Origin of the sequence: Mycolicibacterium sp. TUM20985 (assembly GCF_030295745.1) — a bacterium.
GTDB lineage: Bacteria > Actinomycetota > Actinomycetes > Mycobacteriales > Mycobacteriaceae > Mycobacterium.
Map to the genome: position 1 here is coordinate 1,444,176 of NZ_AP027291.1, position 20,983 is coordinate 1,465,158.

Annotated in this window: 16 protein-coding genes and 1 pseudogene; 7 read left to right on the forward strand and 10 right to left on the reverse strand. The window is 68.0% G+C overall.

Annotated elements, in window-relative coordinates:
• Positions 1-21: 21 nt before the first annotated feature.
• Positions 22-1,611, reverse strand: a complete 1,590-nt coding sequence (locus tag QUE68_RS07140; RefSeq protein ID WP_286275357.1) for a class I adenylate-forming enzyme family protein — start codon at positions 1,609-1,611, stop codon at positions 22-24.
• Positions 1,608-2,510, reverse strand: coding sequence for an AIM24 family protein (locus QUE68_RS07145; RefSeq protein WP_286275358.1), 903 nt, complete (start codon positions 2,508-2,510; stop codon positions 1,608-1,610). Before QUE68_RS07145 ends, QUE68_RS07140 begins: the two co-directional genes overlap by 4 nt.
• Before the next feature lie 73 nt (positions 2,511-2,583).
• Here QUE68_RS07145 and QUE68_RS07150 point away from each other — a divergent pair, with 73 nt between their 5' ends.
• Together QUE68_RS07150 and QUE68_RS07155 are read left to right on the forward strand one after the other, a co-directional pair.
• Entirely contained in the window at positions 2,584-2,787 is a 204-nt protein-coding gene (locus tag QUE68_RS07150) for a hypothetical protein (RefSeq protein ID WP_284233355.1), read from the forward strand.
• Between the two features lie 66 nt (positions 2,788-2,853).
• Entirely contained in the window at positions 2,854-3,396 is a 543-nt protein-coding gene (locus QUE68_RS07155) for a hypothetical protein (protein ID WP_284225285.1), read from the forward strand.
• Positions 3,397-3,461: 65 nt separating this feature from the next.
• Here the strand turns inward: QUE68_RS07155 and QUE68_RS07160 are convergent, their stop codons facing one another.
• Genes QUE68_RS07160 through QUE68_RS07170 form a run of 3 tightly spaced genes read right to left on the reverse strand, consistent with a single transcriptional unit; the run spans position 3,462 to position 9,303 of the window.
• On the reverse strand, positions 3,462-5,624 hold the full coding sequence (locus QUE68_RS07160; RefSeq protein ID WP_286275359.1) for a molybdopterin-containing oxidoreductase family protein: 2,163 nt from the start codon (positions 5,622-5,624) through the stop codon (positions 3,462-3,464).
• Between the two features lie 41 nt (positions 5,625-5,665).
• Entirely contained in the window at positions 5,666-7,567 is a 1,902-nt protein-coding gene (locus QUE68_RS07165) for an ABC transporter ATP-binding protein (protein ID WP_284225288.1), read from the reverse strand.
• Complete coding sequence (locus QUE68_RS07170; protein ID WP_284230731.1) at positions 7,564-9,303, reverse strand: ABC transporter ATP-binding protein; 1,740 nt, start codon at positions 9,301-9,303, stop codon at positions 7,564-7,566. The genes QUE68_RS07165 and QUE68_RS07170 overlap by 4 nt, the downstream gene beginning before the upstream one ends.
• Before the next feature lie 130 nt (positions 9,304-9,433).
• On the opposite strand from QUE68_RS07170, the gene QUE68_RS07175 reads away from it, so the two are divergent.
• Positions 9,434-10,009 carry a DUF3558 domain-containing protein gene (locus tag QUE68_RS07175; RefSeq protein ID WP_284230733.1) on the forward strand — a complete coding sequence of 192 codons (576 nt, stop codon included), beginning with the start codon at positions 9,434-9,436 and terminating at the stop codon, positions 10,007-10,009.
• Positions 10,010-10,068: 59 nt separating this feature from the next.
• Complete coding sequence (locus tag QUE68_RS07180) at positions 10,069-10,566, forward strand: DUF3558 domain-containing protein (protein WP_284230735.1); 498 nt, start codon at positions 10,069-10,071, stop codon at positions 10,564-10,566.
• Positions 10,567-10,595: 29 nt separating this feature from the next.
• On the opposite strand, the gene QUE68_RS07185 is transcribed toward QUE68_RS07180, so the two are convergent.
• Positions 10,596-11,099 carry a SixA phosphatase family protein gene (locus QUE68_RS07185; RefSeq protein WP_286275360.1) on the reverse strand — a complete coding sequence of 168 codons (504 nt, stop codon included), beginning with the start codon at positions 11,097-11,099 and terminating at the stop codon, positions 10,596-10,598.
• Positions 11,100-11,213: 114 nt separating this feature from the next.
• Between QUE68_RS07185 and QUE68_RS07190 the strand changes: the two genes are divergently transcribed.
• Both QUE68_RS07190 and QUE68_RS07195 read left to right on the forward strand, forming a co-directional pair.
• The gene (locus tag QUE68_RS07190) at positions 11,214-12,365 is read left to right on the forward strand and encodes a metallophosphoesterase family protein (RefSeq protein ID WP_286275361.1); all 1,152 of its coding nucleotides are present in this window, start codon (positions 11,214-11,216) and stop codon (positions 12,363-12,365) included.
• A complete protein-coding gene (locus QUE68_RS07195; RefSeq protein ID WP_284233359.1) occupies positions 12,362-14,980 on the forward strand; it encodes an AAA family ATPase in 2,619 nt (872 codons plus the stop codon). The genes QUE68_RS07190 and QUE68_RS07195 overlap by 4 nt, the downstream gene beginning before the upstream one ends.
• A 6-nt stretch (positions 14,981-14,986) precedes the next feature.
• On the opposite strand, the pseudogene QUE68_RS07200 reads toward QUE68_RS07195, so the two are convergent.
• The 3 genes and pseudogenes from QUE68_RS07200 to QUE68_RS07210 form a co-directional block, all read right to left on the reverse strand.
• Positions 14,987-15,118, reverse strand: a pseudogene (locus QUE68_RS07200) (LLM class flavin-dependent oxidoreductase); the annotation flags it as partial.
• A gap of 44 nt (positions 15,119-15,162) precedes the next feature.
• A complete protein-coding gene (locus QUE68_RS07205; RefSeq protein ID WP_286274351.1) occupies positions 15,163-16,440 on the reverse strand; it encodes an IS256 family transposase in 1,278 nt (425 codons plus the stop codon).
• 269 nt (positions 16,441-16,709) lie between these two features.
• Positions 16,710-17,933, reverse strand: a complete 1,224-nt coding sequence (locus tag QUE68_RS07210; RefSeq protein WP_286275362.1) for an acyl-CoA dehydrogenase family protein — start codon at positions 17,931-17,933, stop codon at positions 16,710-16,712.
• A gap of 121 nt (positions 17,934-18,054) precedes the next feature.
• Here QUE68_RS07210 and QUE68_RS07215 point away from each other — a divergent pair, with 121 nt between their 5' ends.
• Positions 18,055-19,311 carry an alpha/beta hydrolase gene (locus QUE68_RS07215; RefSeq protein ID WP_286275363.1) on the forward strand — a complete coding sequence of 419 codons (1,257 nt, stop codon included), beginning with the start codon at positions 18,055-18,057 and terminating at the stop codon, positions 19,309-19,311.
• On the opposite strand, the gene QUE68_RS07220 is transcribed toward QUE68_RS07215, so the two are convergent.
• A complete protein-coding gene (locus QUE68_RS07220; protein WP_286275364.1) occupies positions 19,301-20,968 on the reverse strand; it encodes an ABC transporter family substrate-binding protein in 1,668 nt (555 codons plus the stop codon). The two genes, QUE68_RS07215 and QUE68_RS07220, sit on opposite strands and share 11 nt — an antisense overlap.
• Between the last annotated feature and the right edge of the window lie 15 nt (positions 20,969-20,983).

The window sequence follows — 20,983 nt, forward strand, 5'->3', positions numbered from 1 at the left end:
CGGCGTGAAGTGCCTTGGCCGTCAGGGCCCCGGTACCCCGGCGAACGACACCGCGAGCGACTTCTTGTCGACCTTCTCGCCGGCCAGCGTCGGCAGCGGTTCGGCCCGCACCTCCCAGCGGGTGGGCACCGCGAAGTACGACAGCACGCCCGACACGTGAGCCGTCAGCTCCTCGACACTCGGCGGCTCGGCGCCGGCCTGGTGCACCACCACCGCCACCAGCTCTTCGCCCAGGTCCGGGTGCGGAATCCCCAGCGCGGCGACCTCCGCGACGGCGGGGTGGCTGGCGATCGCGGCCTCCACGTGCGGGCAGGCGATGTTCTCCCCGCCCCGGATCACCACGTCCTTGCTCCGACCGTCGATGAACAGATAGCCGTCTTCGGTCAGGTGACCCAGGTCGCCGGAGTGCAACCACCCGTCGGCATCCACGGTCTCGGCGTTCACCGCGGGGCCGACCCCCACGTAGCCGTTCATCACGGTGGGGGAGCGGGCCAGCACCTCGCCGATGCCTGCGTCGTCCGGGTCGGCGATGCGGATCTCCACCACGGGATAGGGCCGCCCGACGGTGCCGGGGTGGACGGCCAGGTCGCGGGCGTCGGCGACGGTGAGGAAGCCGCCCGCCTCGGTCATCCCCCAGGTATTGCTCAGCCCGCGTTCGCGGAGCCGTGGCAGCTTGGCTCGGATCCGGTCCAACAGCGCCGTCGTCACGGGTGCACCGCCCAACGGCCACGACTTCAGGCTCGACAGGTCGAACGACGCGAAGTCGGGATGCTCGAGAAGGCGACTGGCCATGGTGGGCACCGCGCCCCACACCTGAACGCCCTCCCGTTCGATCAGGGCGAGGATCTGGCCCGCGTCGAAGCGGCCCTGGGCCATCACGATCTTCCCGCCGGTCAGGAAGTGGGTCAGCAGGCTCGAGAGGCCACCGACGTGGAACATCGGCGTGGTCGCCAGGCTGACGACCTGCGCGGAGTCCGCGTCGAGCAGATGCGGCAACCGGCCCGTGCGCTGCATGATGTCGTGCTGGTTGCAGATCACCGAACGACGGGACAGCTCAACGGCTTTGGGCATACCCGAACTGCCCGAGGTGAACAGGATCAGCGCGGCCACGTCACCGTCGGTGGCGACGGTGGAGGACGGCGCGCGACCGCCGTCGACGTCGATCGCCAGGTCGGCGAGCGGGCTGCCGGGCACGTCGATCGACAGCTCGGTATCGCCCAGCACGTGACGGGGCGCGAGAACCGTTGCGGCATGCTCGATCTCGGCACCGCTCCACCACCGGTTCGCCAGTACGGGGACCGCGCCCGACAGCCACAGGGCCCACAGCGCCACCACCCACTCGGGGCTGTTGTAGCCGAAGACCATCACCCGGTCACCCGGTCTGATGCCCAGTTCGGCGAGATGCCGAGTGGCGGCGTAGGCGGCGGCGCGAAAGCCCGCGAAGGTGACTCGGCGCTCGCCGTGGACGAGGAACGTCCTGTCCGTCCACACTTCGGTACCGGACACCAGCTCGTCGAACGACGACGGGCTGCAGTCGTAGACCAGACCGGCGTGCCCGCCATAGGTGCCCTCGCTGACCTCCGAGCCCCACACCGGTCGTGGCGCGCTCACCTCTGCGGCGGGAACTGGATGCCCTCCGACGGCTGGACGATGACGAATCCCTGGCCGTGGAACGACACCTGCAGCGCCTCGCCCGAGCCGCGGCCGATCAGGGCGCCCGCCTTGAAGCTCGCCTTCAACTGGGTCTGTAGGTTCGCTGACCACGCCACGACCGCGTTCGTGTCGGCGAAGGTCGGGGCCTCCGCGGCGTTGAGCACCACCGGCGGCCCATCCGTGGTTAGCGCCACCCAGCCGGTACCGCGCAGCGTGGTGTTGAACAGTCCGCCCGTCGCGATGCTGCCGCCCTTCACCCGCTCGATGTTCCAGTCCAGGCCCGACGAGAAGGCCAGGACGTTCTTGCCGCTGATGGACAGGCCGGAGTTGGTCAGGTTCAGCAGGTGCACGTCGTGTGCCAACTCGGCGAGGAACACGTCGCCCTGGCCCTGGCAGCGCATCAGCGGCACGCCTTCGCCGGTGAAGGCCTTCTTCAGGAACTTGGAGGCGCCGCCGCCCTCGAAAGCGAAGTCGACGTTGCCCTGGTAAGCGACCATCGAGCCCTGGCGGGCCATGAACGGCTCACCGAGGCGGACGCGCAGCAGTTTGGCGTTCTGGTTCGCGATCGGCTTGGCTTCCTTTTCGCTGAACCGGCCGTCGACCAGGTCACCGCTGATGCCGGCGAACCCGTCGCCCGCGGGCTGGCCCTGCCCCTGGCCCTGGCCCTGGCCCTGGCCCTGGCCCGGCTCCTGGATCGAGGCCTGGGGAGTCTGCGGAGCGGGTGCGGCGCCCAACGGCGCCCTGCCCACCTGGCCTTGCTGCGACACCTGGTCAGACCAGCCCTGGCCGTCCCACCAGCGGTATTCGTACCGGCCCTCGGGATCGGGCTGCCAGCTTCCTTGACCAGGTCCAGACACCGTCGTGCTCCTCGGTTCGATTGTTCGGATCGCTATGACGAACACTATGGCAATGCGGTGGCATGCTGGGGAGATGTCGAAGGAGATCGATCCGGTGCGGGCCCGCAGCGCACTCGAGGTCGTCAAGCAGCATCCCGGAATGGTCTTGTTCCTGGCCTCGCCGGGCATCGTGGCGGTGGGCGCCGTGTGGTGGCTCGCGAGTCCCGGTTGGGCAGTCCTGCTGTTGATCGCGCTGGTGGTCGGCGGCGGTGTGGCCGTCAAACGCAAGCTGAGCTGACCGCCGCGGCTTTCGCTCGTGGAGAAGTCTGCCCCGTTACAGATGTAACAAGGTAATCATGTAAGCATGAAACCACATCACCGCGGCCGCTCCGGCGGCTGGAACCAATCCCAACAACCCGACGCGAGCGATGCGCCGGACTGGATCGCCGGACGCCTGCCGCAGGGCTGGTTCTCGGGCGATCCCACCGTCGTCGTCGACCGTGAGGAGATCACCGTCATCGGCCGTCTCCCCGAACCGGAGTCCGAGGAGAGCGACGCCCGCGCGTCGGGTCGTGCCGCACGCTTCCGTGAGGAGACCCGATCGGAGCGCATGCGCATCGCCGACGAGGCGGAGCACCGCTACGGCCGCAAGGTCGCCTGGGGCGTCGAAATCGGTGACGAGCGAATCCTGTTCACGCACATCGCGGTACCGGTGATGACGCGGCTGCGGCAACCCGAGCGCCAGGTGCTCGACACGCTGGTCGACGCCGGGGTGGCCCGGTCGCGGTCCGACGCACTCGTGTGGTCGGTCCGTCTGGTGGGTGAGCACACCGACGAATGGCTGGGCAAGCTGCGCGAGGCGATGTCGAAGGTCGACGATTTGCGTACCGAGGGCCCCGAACTCTGACCCCCTGCGCGATTTCGGCGTGATTGGTCGCGCTCACCGCGACTGAACACGCCGAAGTCGCACGTTCAGACGCGCTCGACCCCGACGAACGTCGAGCTGAGCGCGGACGTCTGTGACAGCGGGTCGACGTCAGCGCCGACCAGCAGGTTGCGGTTGACGCCAAAGGACTGGGGCTCGGCTCCGCCGCGGGGATCGAAGATCCTCGAACCCCAGCCGTGGTCGACCACGACGTGGCCGCGGCGGAGCCGGTCCGACAGTTCGGCATCCAATTCGATCGCGCCGACCGGGGAGAAGACCCGCACCCGGTCACCATCGCCGACGCCGAGCGCGGCCGCGTCCTCCGGGTGGAGCAGCACCCCGTTGCCCTTGCCGCCCGGGTGAAGGCCCGGTAGTTCGTTGAGCCAGGAATTCATCGAGTGCCTGCGCCGCCGGTTGCCCAGAGCGAACGGATAGCGGTGCGGCGCAACGGGGGCCGGGGCGGCCAGGAGTTCGCGCGCCCTGGCGACGAACTCAGGCGGTGCGGCGTGCACCCGCGCGTCCTTCGTGCGCAATGCGCCCCGGAAGTGGCCGAACTCGCGCGGACCCAGCACGATGCCGTGTGGGTGGGCGATGAGCTCACGCCAGGTGATCTTGTGGCCGTTGACCTTTCGCGCGAGTCGGATGAACAGCCGGTCGAGCCAGTGCGGACCGAACGCCCACGCGGGCCGCCCGGTCACCGCCGCCAACCGCCTACTGGCCCCGATGAAGGCATTGAACCCCTTCACACCGAACAACGGCCGGCGCATGGCGATCGCGAGATCGACGAAGATCTGCCATTCCTGTCTTGCCCCCGACGGCGGCTCGACGGCCTTGACGCCGTACTGGACGAACGGTTCGTCGTGCATGCTGCTGGTGAACGTCAGCAGATCATCGCGTTCCAGCCAGTGCACGGCGGGCAGCAGCCAGTCCGCATGCCGGTGACTCTCGCGCTGGACCAGGTCGAGGATCACGAGCAGGTCCAGCTGCGCGAGGGCCTCGTCGAGTGCGTCGCCGCGCGGGCCCGACACCACCGGGTTGCCGCAGTTGATCAGCATCGCCCGAATTTGACCAGGACCGGGTGTGGTGATCTCGTCGGGCAATTCGGCCAGCGCATGCGCCCCGGCAACCATCTCGCGGCCCGCCAGGCGGCTGCGATGGGGCTTGGTCTTGGCGAGTCCAGCCAACCGCAGTGCATCGAAGTAACCCGGTTCGAAACGGCGCCCGCCGGGTCGGTCCATCCGGCCGGTGATCACGTTGAGGACGTGGCCCAGCCATTCGCCGACGGTGCCCGCGGCATGCAGCGAGATCCCGGTGCGCGTGACGACCATGGCGCCTCTCGCAGAGGCGAAATCGCGTGCGACGCCCGCGATTCGATCACGGTCGATACCGCAGCGGGTGGCCAGCTCGTCGAGGTCTGCCTGCGCGACCAGGGCCCGCAGGTCAGGAACGCCGGTGGCCAGCTCGGCGCAGTCCTCGGCGTGCTCGAGTCCTTCGTCGAGGATGACCTTCACCATCGCCAGCAGCAGCGCCCAGTCCTGACCTGGTCGTACCTCTAGGTGGACGTCGGCCTTGTCCGCGGACTCCGTGCGGAGCGGGTCCACCACCACGATGGTGGCGCCGTCGGCCTGCCGGGCCAAGGCGCGGCGCCATCCGCCGGGTACCGTCTCCAGCCAATTCCAGGCGCTGACTGCGGGATTGGTGCCCACGAGGAGGAAGTAGTCGCAGTTGTCGACGTCGGAGACGGGCGCCATCAACGACGAGCCATACATCGCCTCAGCGACGACGTGCAGCGCGTTCTGGTCGATTGAGCCGACGGCGTAGCGGCTGCCGGTTCCCACCGCGTCCATCCAGGCGTTCATGAACAGCACGTTGGACGACGAGTGTCCGGACGGGTTGCCGTAGTACGCGCCGATCGCATCGGGTCCGTCCGCCTCGATCAGGGCGTTCATCCGGTCGGCGATATCGCGGATCGCCTCGTCCCAGGTGGACTCGACGTACCCATCGCCGACCCGGCGCATTGGCGCGAGGATGCGGCGCGGGTGCTCGACGAGCTGGTTGGCCGTGCGTCCCTTGGCGCAGAAGTCCTCCCAGCTGTGCGGGTTCTGCTTGTCGGCCGAGATCTTGGTGACCCTGTCGTCCTCGACCGTCACCTCGAGTCCGCAGGACGCCATGCAGTACCGACAGAAGGTGTGCACGGTCCGCTGCGTCATCGCCCCGACACTACGGTCGATGCCGCCGTCTGTGAGGGGAACTACGCCTGCGTCATCGACCAGTACTCACCGTGCCGGGCGATCAGCTCATCGTGGGTGCCCCGTTCGACGATCCTGCCCGCCTCCATCACCAGGATGACGTCGGCATCGCGAATGGTCGAAAGCCGGTGCGCGATGATGAAACTCGTCCGGTCGCCGCGCAGCTCGGCGGTGGCCTGCTGGATCAACAGCTCGGTGCGGGTGTCGACCGAGCTGGTGGCCTCGTCGAGGATCAGCAGACTCGGCTGGGCGAGGATGGCTCTGGCGATCGTGATCAGCTGCTTCTCGCCGGCGCTGATGTTGCCGCCGTCGTCGGTGATGCGGGTCTGGTAACCGTCGGGCAGGGTCGCGACGAAGCGGTCGACGTGTGCGGCCCTGGCCGCCTCCACCACCTGCTGCTCGTCGGCGTCGGGTCGGCCGTAGGCGATGTTGTCGTAGATGGTCCCGCCGAAGAGCCAGGTGTCCTGCAGCACCATGCCGATGCTGGAGCGCAGGGCGTGGCGGCTCATCGCAGTGATGTCGACCCCGTCGATCAGGATCCGGCCGGAGTCCACCTCGTAGAACCGCATCAGCAGGTTCACCAGCGTGGTCTTGCCCGCCCCGGTGGGGCCCACGATGGCGACGGTGCTGCCCGGTTCGGCGACCAGCGACAGGTCCTCGATGATCGGTGTGCCCGGCCGGTACGCGAAGTCGACGCGCTCGAACTCCACCCGGCCCGGCCCTCGTCGTCCGGTGTTCGAGTCCGGCGGATCGGGCGTCTGCTCCTCGGTGTCGAGTAGGTCGAAGACTCGCTCCGCACTGGCGATTCCGGACTGCAGCGTGTTGTACATCGCGGCGACCTGCGTCAGGGGCTGGTTGAACTGGCGGACGTACTGAATGAACGCCTGGATGCTGCCGAGCGTGATCTGCCCCGTCGCCACCTGCAGGCCGCCGACCACCGCGACGGCGACGTAACTCAGGTTTCCAACGAACGTCGTCGCCGGTGACACCAGCCCCGACAGGAACTGGGCGCCGAAGCCGGCGCGGTACACGTCGCCGTTGAGTTCGCGGAACCTGTCCTCGGCCAGCGCCCGGTGCCCGAACGTCTTGACGACGGTGAAACCGCTGTAGGTCTCCTCGACGTGGGCGTTGAGACGTCCGACGTTGCGCCACTGCGCGATGAACTGATCGCGGCTGCGCCGGGCGATGGTGCGGGTTGCCCACAGCGACAACGGCACCGTCAGCACCGTGATCAAGGCCAGCAGTGGGGAGAGGATCACCATCATCACCAACACCGCGACGACGGTCAGGATCGAGGTCAGCAGCTGGCTGATCGTCATCGACAGGGACGACTGGATGTTGTCGACGTCGTTGGTGACTCGGCTGAGGACCTCCCCCCGTTGCCGTGAGTCGAAGTACGACAGCGGTAGCCGGTGCACCTTGTCCTCGACGTCGGAGCGCAGCGCCACCATGGTCCGCTGGATGATCACGTTCAGCAGCCGGGCCTGCACCCAGAGCATCAGGGCCGCCACGAGATACAGCGCCAGCGCGAGCAGCAGGGTACGGCCGACGGCATCGAAGTCGACGCCGCGCCCCGGCACTACGTTCATCCCCGACAGCAGGTCGGCGAAGGTCTGGTCACCACGCGCCCTGGCCGCCTCGATCGCCTGTTCCTTGGTGATGCCGGCGGGCAGCTGTCTGCCGATGACGCCGCTGAACAACAGGTCCGTCGCGTGCCCCAGGATCAGGGGGCCGACCACCCCGATGCCGATGCCGACGATACCGAGCAGCAACACCACCGCCGTCGGCAGACGTTGCGGGGTAAGTCTTCTCAGCAGCCGCAGCGCAGTGCCCGTGAAGTCCTTGGACCGTTCGGCCGGCGCGTCGAGGCCCGCGTTCAGTCGCCCTCCGATCGGCCGGGTCATCGGAGATCACCCACTTCGCTGAACGCCTGCGAGTCGGCGAACTCCGCATACACGGGGCAGGAGCCGATCAGCGTGTCGTGCCTGCCGGTGCCGACGACCGCGCCGTCGTCGATGACGACGATCTGGTCGGCCTCGATCACCGTCGAAATGCGTTGCGAGACGATGACGACCGTCGATTCCGCCGACACCTCGGCGAGCGCCGCGCGCACGCGCGCATCCGTGTGCACGTCCAGCGCCGAGAAGGCGTCGTCGAACAGGTAGACCGCCGGTCGGCGGATGACGGCCCGCGCGATGGCAAGCCGCTGCCGCTGCCCGCCGGAGAAGTTGATGCCGCCCTGCGCGACGCGCATCTCCAATCCGTCGGGGTGCGCCGACACGAAGGAGTCCGCCGACGCCACGCGCAGCGCCTCCCACATCTCGTCGTCGGTCGCGTCCGCCTTGCCATAGCGAAGGTTTTCGGCGACCGTCCCCGTGAACAGGTAACCGCGCTGGGGTACCAGTCCGATCGTCGACCAGAGGTCCTCGACGTCGTAGTCGCGCACGTCGATGCCGTCGACGGTCACGGCGCCGCCGGTGACGTCAAACAGGCGACAGATCAAGGAGATCAGCGTCGACTTGCCCGATCCCGTCGACCCGACCACGGCGGTGGTGGTTCCGGGGCGTGCCGTGAACGAGATCCCCTGCAGCACCGGGCGGTCGGCGCCCGGGTAGCTGAACGTGGCGTCGACGAGTTCGATCGAACCGGTCGCGGCGGCGGGTCGGACCGGTGTCTCGGGGCTGGTGATCGCCGGTGTCGTGGACAGCACCTCGGAGATGCGCTCGGCGCACACCGAGGCGCGCGGCAGCATCACCAACAGGATCGTCGCCATCAGCACGGCCATCAGGATCTGCATGAAGTAGGACAGGAAGGCGATGAGGGAACCAACCTGCATCTCGCCCGAGTCGATCCGCATGCCGCCAAACCAGATCAGCGCCACGCTCGACACGTTGATCACCAGCGTCGTCACCGGCAGCATCAGGGCCTGCAGGCGTCCCACCGTCAGCGCGGTGTCAGCCAGTGCCTGGTTGGCCTCGGCGAACCGCTCCCGCTCGAACGGTTCCCTGGCGAACGCACGGATGACCCGGATGCCCGAGAGCTGCTCGCGCAGAACGCGATTGATACCGTCGATCAATCGTTGCATGGCCCTGAAGAACGGCAACAGCTTCGAGACGATCCAGTAGTTGGACAACCCCAGTAGCGGCACGCTGATCATCAGCAGCCACGACAATCCGGCGTTCTGGTGGATGGCCATGAAGATCCCGCCGATGCACATGATCGGTGCGGCGATCAGCATCGTGCACGTCATCTGGAGCAGCACCTGGATCTGCTGGACGTCGTTGGTGGTGCGCGTCAGCAGCGTCGGCGCGCCGAAGCGGGCGGTCTCCTCTGCCGACAATCCGGTGACGTGATGGAACATCGCCGAGCGCAGGTCGCGACCGAAGCCCATGCCCACGCGGGACCCGAAGTAGACGGCGCCGACCGCACACACCACCTGCAGTGCGGTGACGCCGAGCATCATTATGCCCAGTTCGACGATCCTGGCGGTGTCACCCGTGGCCACGCCGTCGTCGATGATCGCGGCGTTGATGGTCGGCAGGTACAACGACGCCAGTGTGCTGATCACCTGGAACGCGGCGACGATGGCGACCGGCCCGCGGTAGGGCCCCGCATACCGTCGCAGCAACGCCCAGAGCATCACGCAACTGTCGCACACCGCGTCGTCGCCCATCCGGTGCGCCCGTAACCATGAATTTGCTTAGAAAACTCCTGGTCAGTCGGCATGTCGGTGGTTGTGCCTCAAGGCTGCCGCTACAGTGTCGGGCGTGATGGGAAGACCCGGCCACCGCCCCAGCGGTCGCCACGCGAAGGCGCTGGCCGTGCTGGCCGCTGCGGTGATTCCGCTCGTCGCGGCGTGCTCCGGTGGCTCGGATCAGCCGGCGGGCCCCGGCGGGGACTCCTCGCCTGCACCGGCGGCCGACGCCAAGCACGGGCCGATGATCCCCGAGTGCGGCGGGATCTCCGACGAGACGATTGCCGGGCTCACCAAGATCAACGGTCTGGTGAATACCGCCAAGACGTCGGTCGGATGTCAGTGGCTCCTGGGCGGAGGCATCCTGGGGCCGCACTTTTCCTTCAACTGGTACCGGGGCAGCCCCATCGGCCGGGAACGCAAGACCGAGGAGTTGTCGCGCACCAGCGTGGAGGACATCAACATCGAAGGTCACGACGGTTTCATCGCCCTCAACAGCGACGCGCAGCTGGGTACGTCGCTCTGCGAGATCGGCATTCAGTTCGACGACGACTTCATCGAGTGGTCGGTGAACTTCACCGAGAAGCCGTTCCCCGATGCGTGTGACGTCGCCAAGGAACTTACCCGCCAGTCGATCGTGAACTCCAAGTGAGCGCCCGTCGCCTCCGCCGGGTGACCGCGGCGCTGTTCGCAGTCCTCGCGACCGTCACGATGCTGGTCGGCTGCTCGCGCGACGTGTCGGGCCAGGCGGTCAAGGCGGGTAGCGGGGGCAACACTCCCCGCAACGACAACTCGGCGAAGACCTACCCGAACCTGTTGAAGGAATGCGACGTCCTGACGACCGACGTGCTCGCCAAGACCGTGGGCGCCGATCCTCTGGACATCCAGAGCACGTTCGTGGGTGCGCTGTGCCGGTGGCAGGCCCTCAATCCGACCGGGCTGATCGACATCACCCGGTTCTGGTTCGAGCAGGGCAGCCTCGACAACGAGCGCAACGTGGCCGACTTCCTGAAGTATCAGGTCGAGAGCCGCTCGGTCGCGGGCGTGCAGTCCATCGTGATGAAGCCCAACGACGCCAGCGGCGCGTGCGGGGTGGCCAGCGACGCGGCCGGCGTGGTGGGGTGGTGGGTGAACCCCCAGGTGCCCGGTGTCGACGCATGCGGGATGGCGATCAAGTTGATGGAGCTGACGCTCAACACCAACAACTAGCGCCGACGAGCGCTCGCGCGAGGAGCAGACTAGCGCGGCACGTGGAAGTCGACCAGGGTCGCGCCGCCGAGTCCAAGGCGGTGCCATGGCACCTCGGTCGTGAAGACGGCCATCGCCGACGTGGGGTACTTCGACGTCAGCTCCTCGACCGCGTCAGCGTCCGATTCGAGGCCGGCCAGGGCGAACGCCAGCGATGACATCGTGGGTTCGTGCCCGACGACCAGCAGCGTGCGGACATCGTCGGCGACGGCGTTGATGAGGCGGACCACGGTGCTGGGCTTGGTGTCGTACAGCTCGTCGGAGTAACGCGTGTCCGCCTCGATGCCGGTGCGCGCCAGGGTTTCCCGGGTCCGGGTGGCCGTCGAGCACAGCACTACGTCCACGGGAGCCACGTTCGCCCTGATCCAGTCACCCGCCAAAGCCGCCTCCCTGACGCCCCGCGGGGCCAGCGGCCGGTCGTGGTCGAACACCCCGTCGGGATAGTCGGACTTCGCGTGCCGGAGCAGGATCAAGGTGCGCTCGGAGCTCGTCATCGACATCACGTTACCCACATGCCGACCGAGGTCCGCTCACTTGTCGGAGTGCAGACCTACACTCGCCATGCCCGTCAAAACGACGGCCCACGACTAGAGAGCCGAGGAGTCACGATGCGCTTCTTGCACACCGCCGACTGGCAGCTCGGCATGACGCGCCACTTCCTCAACGGCGAGGCGCAGCCGCGGTATTCGGCCGCGCGCCGCGACGCCGTCGCGGCGCTGGGTGCGCTCGCGGCCGAGACGGGCGCGGAATTCGTCGTCGTCGCCGGAGACGTCTTCGAGCACAACCAACTCGCACCGCGTGACGTCAGCCTGTCACTGGAGGCCATGCGCGCCATCGAGGTTCCGGTGTATCTGCTGCCGGGCAACCATGATCCGCTCGACGCCTCGTCGGTGTACACCAGCGCGTTGTTCACCGCCGAACGGCCCGACAACGTGATCGTGCTCGACCGGGCGGGGGTGCACGAAGTGCGTCCGGGAGTCGAGATCGTCGCGGCGCCTTGGCGTTCCAAGAAGCCGACGACCGATCTGCTTGGCGAGGTGCTCGAGGGCCTCACCGCGGACGGCGTCACCCGCATCGCCGTGGGTCACGGTGGCGTCGATCTCTTCGAACCGGACCGGGACAAGCCGTCCCTGATCCGGCTCGCCACGGTCGAGGCCGCGGTCGCTCGCGGTGCCGTGCACTACGTCGCCCTAGGTGACAAGCATTCTCGGACCGAGGTCGGGTCGACCGGCAGAGTCTGGTACTCCGGCTCGCAGGAGGTCACCAACTACGACCACGTGGAGCCCGATCCCGGGCATGTCCTCGTGGTCGACGTCGACGAGGCGGACCCGCAGCGCGCGGTCCACGTGGCGGGCCGCCGGGTGGGGCGTTGGAGGTTCGTCACCCTGCGCCGGTCCGTCGACACGGCGAGGGATGTCGTGGATCTCGACATCAACCTCGACCAGTTGGCCGACAAGGAACGCACGGTCGTGCAAATCGGGCTGACCGGCACCCTGACGGTGACCGACAAGGCGGCGCTCGACGCGTGTCTGGACAAGTACGTCCGACTGTTCGCCGCGCTCGGCACCTGGGACAAGGAGACCGAGATCGCCGTCGTGCCCGCCGATGGTGAGTTCGACGACCTGGGCATCGGCGGCTTCGCGGCCGCCGCGGTGGACGAACTGGTGGCCACCGCACGGGCGGATAGTTCGCAGGCCGACGACGCCCGGGCGGCGCTGGCGCTGCTGCTGCGGCTGACCGAGCGGGGGAGTGCCGCATGAAGCTGCACCGTCTGGCTCTGCGGAATTATCGCGGAATCGCCCACCGCGACATCGACTTTCCCGATCGCGGCGTCGTCGTCGTGTCCGGTGCCAACGAGATCGGCAAGTCGTCGATGATCGAGGCGCTTGATCTGCTCCTCGAGGCCAAGGACCGCTCGACCAAGAAGGAGGTCAAGCAGGTCAAGCCCACGCACGTCGACGAGGGTGCCGAGATCACCGCCGTCATCTCTTCCGGCGCCTATAAATTCGAGTATTACAAGCGATTCCACAAGAAGCCGGAGACCCGGCTCGTGGTGATGACTCCCGCGCGTGAGCAACTCACGGGCGACGAGGCGCATGACCGTGTGCAGGCCATTCTCGCCGAGACCATGGACACCGAACTGTGGCAGGCGCAGCGGGTGTTGCAGTCGGCATCGACGCTCTCGGTCGAGCTCTCGGGGTGTGATGCGCTGGCGCGTGCGTTGGACGTGGCAGCCGGTCAGACGGTCACGTTGTCCGGTGCCGAGCCGCTGCTCATCGATCGGATCGACGCGGAGTTCCGGCAGTACTTCACGGCGACGGGGAGGCCGACGGGTCTCTGGGCGTCGGCCGTGGCGCGGTTGCGTGACGCCGAGCAGCAGGTCGCCCTGTGCAAGACCGCGGTCGAGGAGGTCGACGACGCGGTCGCGCGACACGCCGCGCTCACCGCGGAGCTCGCCCGGCTGGCGCAGAGCAGGACGACGGCGGCCGGACGCCTCGAGGTGGCCCGGGTCGCCGCCGACGCCGTCAAACATCTCGACGAGCGCCTAGCTGCGGCGCGGGCCCTGGCCGAACCGGCCGAGATGGCGCAGGCCGCGTCCGACACCGCGCTGGGCGAGCGACGCCGGCTCCGTGCCGAACTCGGGGAGCGAAGCGCCACCATCACCTCGCTGGAGTCGGCGGTGAAGGCAGCCGCGGAGGACGGGGTCGTCGCCGACGCCGCCGCCGTCACGGCCGCTGCGGCAGCGGAGACCGCGACGCTGGAGGCCGAGCAGTGCCGCGCCCGGGTCGACGCCGCCCGCGCCACGATGGAGCGGATCGGGCGTCGTCGTGAAGCCGAGAAGCTCCGGGCCACGCTCGGCAGGATCGACGCCGTGGAGCGCGAGCTCGTGGCCGTCGATGCCGAGTTGGCGCCGATCACCCTTTCTGACGGCGTGATGCGTGATGTCGAACTGGCCGCGCTGACTACCGAGCGGGCCGCCTTCCAGGCCGAATTGACGTCGGCACGAATCGAACTCGAGTCCGCCGTCGAGGTGGAGCTGGTGGTCGACGGTCGGCCGGTGCACGTGTCACCCGGGGTTGGCTGGTCGCAGAACGTCACGACCGCGGCCGCGGTCGAACTGCCTGGTGTGTTGACGTGGCGTGTGGTGCCAGGTGCCTCCGCGACCGATTCGCAGGACAAGCTCGAGCGGGCACGCCAGATGCTGGCCGCGTTGCTCGACGAGGCCGGTGTCGACGACGTGGCGGCCGCCCGGACACTCGATGCCCGACGGCGCGACCTGATCGCTGCGGGGGAGCGGCTGCGGGCCACCCGCGACGCCGTCGTCGGAGGCGAGGCCGTACTCGAGCTGCGTTCCCGTCTGGCGGAACTCGAGACCGAGCTCGCCGCACAGTCCTGCGACGACCCCGGGGTAGAGGACGCGCGGGCCCAACTCGAGGCGGCGACCGAGGCGCTCCGGCGCGCGCGTGCCGAGCGCGATGCGTGCCGTTCCACCGCGAGCGCAGCCGCGTCGCACGCGATGAAGGTGTCGAGTATCGCCGCGGTGTTGGGGGCCAAGCTCGGGACCGCCCGCGAGGAGGTCGCCGCCGCCGCCGAACGGCTTGCCCGACAACGGGAATCGAAGACCGACGACCAACTGGTCATCCAGGCCGAGGCCGATGCCGAACGGGCCCGAGGGGTGCTCGCCCAGGTGCTCGCGATCGAGGCCGAGCTCGCCGCCGCCGGACCTGCGGCGGTGGCGGCCGAGTTCGAGGACGCCGCGCGTCGAGCCGTCGAACTCGGTGAACGGCACGGCGAGATCGCGGGCCAGCTGCGTGAAGTGATGGCCCAGCTGCGGGTGTACGGGTCCGAGGGACGCAAGGGGCGACTCGATGCGGCGCAGACCGAGTGTGAGCACGCGGCGGCGGAGCACGACCGGATCGCGCGTCGGGCGGGGGCGGCCCGGCTACTGCACTCGGTGATGAACCGCCACCGCGACGAGTCGCGGCTGCGCTACGTCGAGCCGTTCCGTACCGAAGTGGAACGCCTGGGCCGCATCGTGTTCGGCGCAGACTTCGAAGTCGAGATCGACGGCGATCTCCGCATGGTGGCCCGGACGCTGAACGGGTGCACCGTCCCCTTCGAGTCCCTCTCCGGCGGCGCCAAGGAGCAGCTGGGCATCGTGGCCCGGCTGGCGACCGCTGCGCTGGTCGCCAAGGAGGACGGTGTGCCGGTCGTGATCGACGACGCGCTGGGCTTCAGCGATCCCGATCGGCTCGCCAAGATGGCCGAGGTGTTCGACGCGGTCGGCGGTGACGGTCAGGTCATCGTGCTGACGTGCAGCCCCGAGCGCTACGCCGGAATCGTGGACGCCCAGCACCTGCTCCTGGCGATCTAGCCGGGATCAGCTGGCGACGGACACGGTGCGCTCCTGCGGTGCATCGAAGGTGGCGGCGGGCAACCCGAGATGGTCGCGCAACGTGTCACCGGTGTACTCGGTCCTGAACAGACCGCGGCGCTGCAGCTCCGGCACCACGGCGCGGGGGACTATCTCGTTAACGGTGTTTCCGGCGGTTTTCATCAGTAGGTTTCGGCTGCCGGGAATCGGTCGCCGAAGGTGATCGCGAACGCATTCAGCGCGGGTTTCCACCGCATCGTCCATCGTGCCCTGCCGACGCCGGTCGGGTCCAGGGATCGGGTGACGAGGTACAGGCATTTCAGGGCGGCCTGCTCGGAGGGGAAGTGCCCGCGGGCCTTGATTGCGCGGCGGTAGCGGGCGTTGAGTGACTCGATGGCATTCGTCGAGCAGATCACCTTCCGTATCTCCACGTCGTAGTCCAGGAACGGGATGAACTCGTTCCAGGCGTTGTCCCAGAGTTTGATCACCGCTGGGTAGCGCTGTCCCCATTTCTCGGCCAGATCATCGAACGCCGAGCGGGCCGCAGTAGCATTGACCGCGGTGTAGATCGGCTTCACATCGCGTTTGATCTCATCCCAGTACTTGCGGGACGTGAGCCGAAAGGTGTTGCGTATCAAGTGAATGATGCACGTTTGGACGATCGCTTGGGGCCACACGTTGCTCACCACTTCGGGCAGTCCCTTGAGGCCGTCGCAGACCACGAAGAAGGTGTCCTTGACGCCGCGGTTTCGTAGGTCGGTGAGCACGGCCATCCAGAACTTGGCGCCTTCACCGCCGGTGCCGGCCCACAGGCCGAGGATGTCGCGTTCCCCGCCCAGGGTGACCCCGATGGCGGCGTAGAACGGTCGGTTGGCGACCTGGCCGTCGCGGACCTTCACCACGATCGCGTCGATGAAGATCGCGGCGTAGGTCTCATCCAGAGGCCGTACCGTCCATTCGTTCATCTCCTCGAGTACCTTGTCGGTGATTCGGCTGATCGTCTCCTTGGAGACCGAGGCACCGTAGATCTCGGCGAAGTGCGCCGAAATCTCGCCGGTGGTAAGCCCTTTGGCGTACAACGACAGCACGACCTCATCGACACCGGTGAGCCGGCGCTGCCGTTTCTTGACGATCTGCGGCTCGAACGTCGCCGCCCGATCCCGCGGTACGTCGATCTCGACCGGGCCGGTGGTGTCGGTCAGGACAGTCTTGGACCGGGTGCCGTTGCGGATGTTGCTCGACCCCGCCTCGGGCGGGTCGTGTTTTTCATAACCGAGGTGCTCGGTCATCTCCTCGTTCAGCGCGGCCTCGATCACCGTCTTGGTCAGCTGTTTGAGCAGCCCATCGGGTCCGGTCAGTGACAGGCCCTGTTCCTGGGCCAGCCGCACCAGCTCGACCGCGGCCTTCTGCTCAGCGGACTGCTCAGCCTTCTTCTTGGTCACGTCATTCAGTGTCGTCATCGTGGCGACCTTTCTCGCCGAGCATCGCTCAGCGTGTCAGGCCGGAAACACCGTTAAATCCACAGTCCCCGGCGCGGCTCTTGATGTCGTGGTGAACCCGGTATCACTGCCCGGGTGCCGCCACGCGGCGTGCGAGTGGGTGACCTGGGAGGCGATCTGGAAGCCACCGAGGTGGAGTTGACGCGTCATGGGTGTCCTTCTCCGCGATTTGTGCACCCGCGCCCGCGTTCACCGCGGGAGAGTGTGCACGAATCGCGTGGGGGTGGGGGTTAGAAGTAGGCGTTGGCGGGGACGGGCGTGTCGTGCAACAGGTTCGCGCCGATCGCGACCGCCTTGTACGCGACCGGGTTGTGCAGGGTGATGGTGCGGATGTTGCGCCAGTGTCGGTCCAGACCCTTCTGCCGACTCGCTGCGCTGGCGCCGCCGAGCTCCAACAGCCGGGTCGCGGCCTCGGGGGCGATGGCATCGAGGTGGACCTTGACCTTGGCGACCTTCAGCTGGGCGTCCTGAGCCAGCTGCGCGTCGGGGTTGCCGTCGGCGGTCGTCGCGGCCGAGTTGGTCGCCGCCGCGATCGCCTCCGCGGCGTCGAGCACCGCCGCCTTCGCGACGTAGGCGGTGCTGGCCAGCTCGCCGAGCAGCCGTTGCAACAGCGGGTCGTCGGTGGGGCGCTCGGCGGGGGCGTGGCTGAAGCTGCGGTCGCGGGAGCGCAGCAGCGTCACGCCGTCGTCCACGACGGCCGCCAGGATGCCCGCGACGACCGCGTGGATGAACAACTGCAGTGACGCGTACTGGACCGTGGGCACGCCGGGGGCGTCGTACGGCGCGTCGGCGAGGATCTCGTCGGAGGTGACCGCGACGTTCTTGAACACCGTCGTGCCCGTGCCGGTGCGCCGCTGGCCGAAACCGTCCCAGTCGTCGATCAGCTTCACCCCGGTGCGATCGGCGGGCACGACGACGGTCGCCACGGAGTCATGATCGGTCGTGGCGGTGACGGTCAGATAATCGGAGAACAGCGTGCCGGTGCTGTAGAACTTCTCGCCATCGAGCCGGAAGCCGCCGGTCGGATCGGGCAGCAGGCGGGTGTTGAACACCAGGCTGCCGACCGCGTTGGCGCCCTTCTCTCTGAACGCGTTGCCGAAGAGCTTGCCGTCGGCGACCTTGCCCAGCCATTGCTGCGACGGGGAGTCCGCACTGGTGCGCAGCCGCTCCTCGGTGAACCAGAAGTGCGTCCGGAAAATGTGCGCCACAATGGGATCGGCTCGGGCCACGTCGATCACCGCGGAGAACAATTGCGGGACAGTCAATCCCGAGCCGCCGAGTTCATGCGGTAGGCGCAGTGTGCCGAAACCGGCGCGTTTGAGTTCGGCGACCTGATCAAAGGGATTCTCGTCGTTCAGGTCTCGGTCCTTGGCGCCCGCCGCGATGCGGCTGAGCAACTCGTCCCACTGCGGGGAGCCCGGGAGTATGCGGATGTCGTTCTCGACGGTGGTCATGGCCTCGTTTCTACGGCTCCTCGTCGATCGCGACACTGCTTTGGCTCATGCCGAACCTAAGAGTCCGGCAGACGGAGCCGCCCCGGCGGCGACATCCGGCCTAGGGGCACAATGGTGGGTGATGACGATGAATGCCGCGCGCCGCCGTATCCACGACAAACTGGCCGCGCAGCCGGGGGTGCGTTCGATCCGTCGGCCCATCCTGGCCGACGGATCCGACGACTTCGATCTCTACTACGTGCGCACCGGCGAGGTGACCGACCATCCGCTGGTGATCATCCCCGGTGGCCCCGGAGCCGCATCGATCGCGCTCTACCGCGGGTTGCGCAGGCGCGCCGTGGCCGACGGGCGCGACGTGATCATGATCGAGCACCGGGGTGTCGGGATGTCCCGGCACGACGACCAGGGTGCCGACCTCCCGCTCGAGGCGATGACGATCGACGCCGTCGTCGGGGACATCGCCGCGGTGCTCGACGACGCCGGGGTCGACGAGGCGGTCGTCTACGGCGCGTCCTACGGCACCTACCTGGCCGCCGGGCTCGGCGTGCGGCACCCGCAGCGGATACACGCGATGATCCTGGACTCACCGCTGCTGTCGGCCGACGACATCGACGAGGTCAGGCGCGCCGTGCGCCGGCTGCTGTGGGACGGCGCCGACACCGGGAACGACGAGCTCGCCGAGAAGGTGCACCGACTGGTCTCCGACGGTGTGCTATCCCCGGCCTCGGTGCAGCTGGCCGCCGACCTGTACGGGCTTGGCGGGCCCGACCTCCTGAATCGACAGCTGGACCTGTTGTTGAGCGATCACGACTGGGTGTGGGGCGTCGTGGGTCTGGGCACCCGGCTGCTGGTCGAGCGCAAGATGCCGTACCACAACGAGCCCGACCTCGTCGGTCGCATCGGCTACCGCGAACTCAACTACGGCGCGAAACCCGACGGCTTGCCCCTCGACCCGGCGGTGGCCCTTCGCGAATCGGCAACGGGGGAGGTCGACTTCGTCGCCGAGCCCTATGACCTCATTGCGGCCATGCCGGGATTCGACTGGCCCACCGTGGTGGTCTCCGGCGGCCGTGACCTGACCACGCCGCGTGCGGTCGCATGCCGCATCGCCGACCTGATTCCCGGGGCCGTGCTGGTCGACATGCCCACCACGGGGCACAGCATCCTCGACGTCAAGGAACGCTCGGCGCTCGACATCGTCAAGGCCGTCTACGAGGAAACGATCTCCGAACTACCCGCCCGCTCAGCCGATCTCGATGCTGCACCGAGTCTGCTGAGCGTCCGGCTGCTCAAACGCGCGATCACGGCGGCCTCGGCGGCGGAGTCGGCGGTGCCGTCGTCGGTGCCGCGCGCGGTCCGCAGCGTCACTACTTCGTGAAGCCGATCGCGGTGTAGTCCACGTCACCCAGTCCGGCCGCGCCGAAGTTCGCGAGATTGCTTCGCACGGCCACGTTTCCGGGCGACTGGGTGAGTGGGAGGCTGAAGCCCTCGGCCCAGATCAGCTCGTCGACCTCGTTGGCCAGTGCGCGGGCCTTGTCGGGGTCGAGCTCCTCGAGCGTCTCCTCGATCTTGGCGTCGATCTCGGGGCTGCCGATCTTGCCGAAGTTGCTCTCCCCGGTGGACAGGTAGATCTGGTTGAGGCCGGACAGCGGGAACGCGTCGGCCACCCAACTGAACTGCGCGATGTCGAAGTTGCCGACGGTGACGTACTGGCTGAAGAAACCGTTGCCGCCCTTGGCCTGAAGGTCTAGCTTGACGCCGATCTGCGCGAGGCTGCTCTGCGCGATCTGCGCCACTTGCCGGGTGCTGGCAGCGTCGTAGAACACGTCGCGGATGACGAGCTGTCTGCCGTCCTTCTCGCGGAACTGCCCGTTCATCTGCCAGCCGAGATCGTCGAGTTCCTTCTTGGCCGCCTCCGGGTCGAACGCGACCACGGCGCTGTTGTCCTGGTAGCCCTCCTGGCCCGCCACGTAGATGTGGTTGTTCAGCGGGGTGGGATCGTCAGCCAGTCCCCGCTGGGTGACGCTGGCGATCGTCTGGCGGTCGATACCCTTGGCGATCGCCGTCCGCAATGCCTTGTCGGACAGGATCGACCCGGGTGCCCCGTTGAAGGTGAAGTGGTACCAGCCCAGCCCGGGGGCACGACGAATCGAGATACCCGGTGTGCGGCGGGCGATCTCCATCTCGTCGAGCGTGGCCAGACCGCTGGCGTCGAGGGCGTTGTTCTGCAGGGCCGGAATTCGGGCCTCGTCGGCTAGGACCGTGTAGGTGATCCCGTTCAGCCGAGGCGTCGCTCCCCACCACATGGGGTTGCGGGCGAGGGTGATTCGTTGCGCGGTGCGGTCGATGCCGGTGATGACGAACGGGCCGGCCGACGGGCCCGGCTGGGTCAGCTGAGCCTTGTTGAACGCGTCTGCGGTCGCGGTCATGCTCTTGGGGAGCAGCATCGTGTTGCCGGACAACATGCCTCGCCACTCCGCGTACGGCTTGGCGAAGGTCATGATCGCCTGGCGGTCGTCGACGCCGCGGGTGACCGAGGCGACCCGCTCGCTGCCGTTGGTGCTGGCGATCGCGAACGCCTTGTCCTTGCCGCTGGTGGCGTCGATCTGGGACTTGATGTCTTCCCAGGTGATCGGGGTGTCGTCGCTCCAAACGGCCTTCGGGTTGATGGTGTACGTGACCACCTGGGGGTCGGTGCCGGTCAACTCCACCCCGGTGAAGTAGTCGGGGTTGACCGTCGGCGACCCGTCGGGGCCGATCGTGAAGGCCCGCGGCAGCGTCGACTTGAGCATGTTCGCGGCGTCGGCGACGTTGCCGTCGATGTGCAGGGGATTGAAGTTCTCGGGGAAGCCGGACAGTGCGAGCCGCAGGTCGCCGCCGTCCTGCAGGGAAGCGGGGTCCTGCGGATTCATGTCGTTGGTGGTGCCGATCTCGGCGTTGCCTCCGGCCGACGGCGGCGGTTGGCTGCCACCGGAGCACGCCGTGAGCGCGAGTCCGGCGACGAGAAGGGCGCTGGCGAGGCGTCGAAGCTCCATGCGGACAGACTCTAA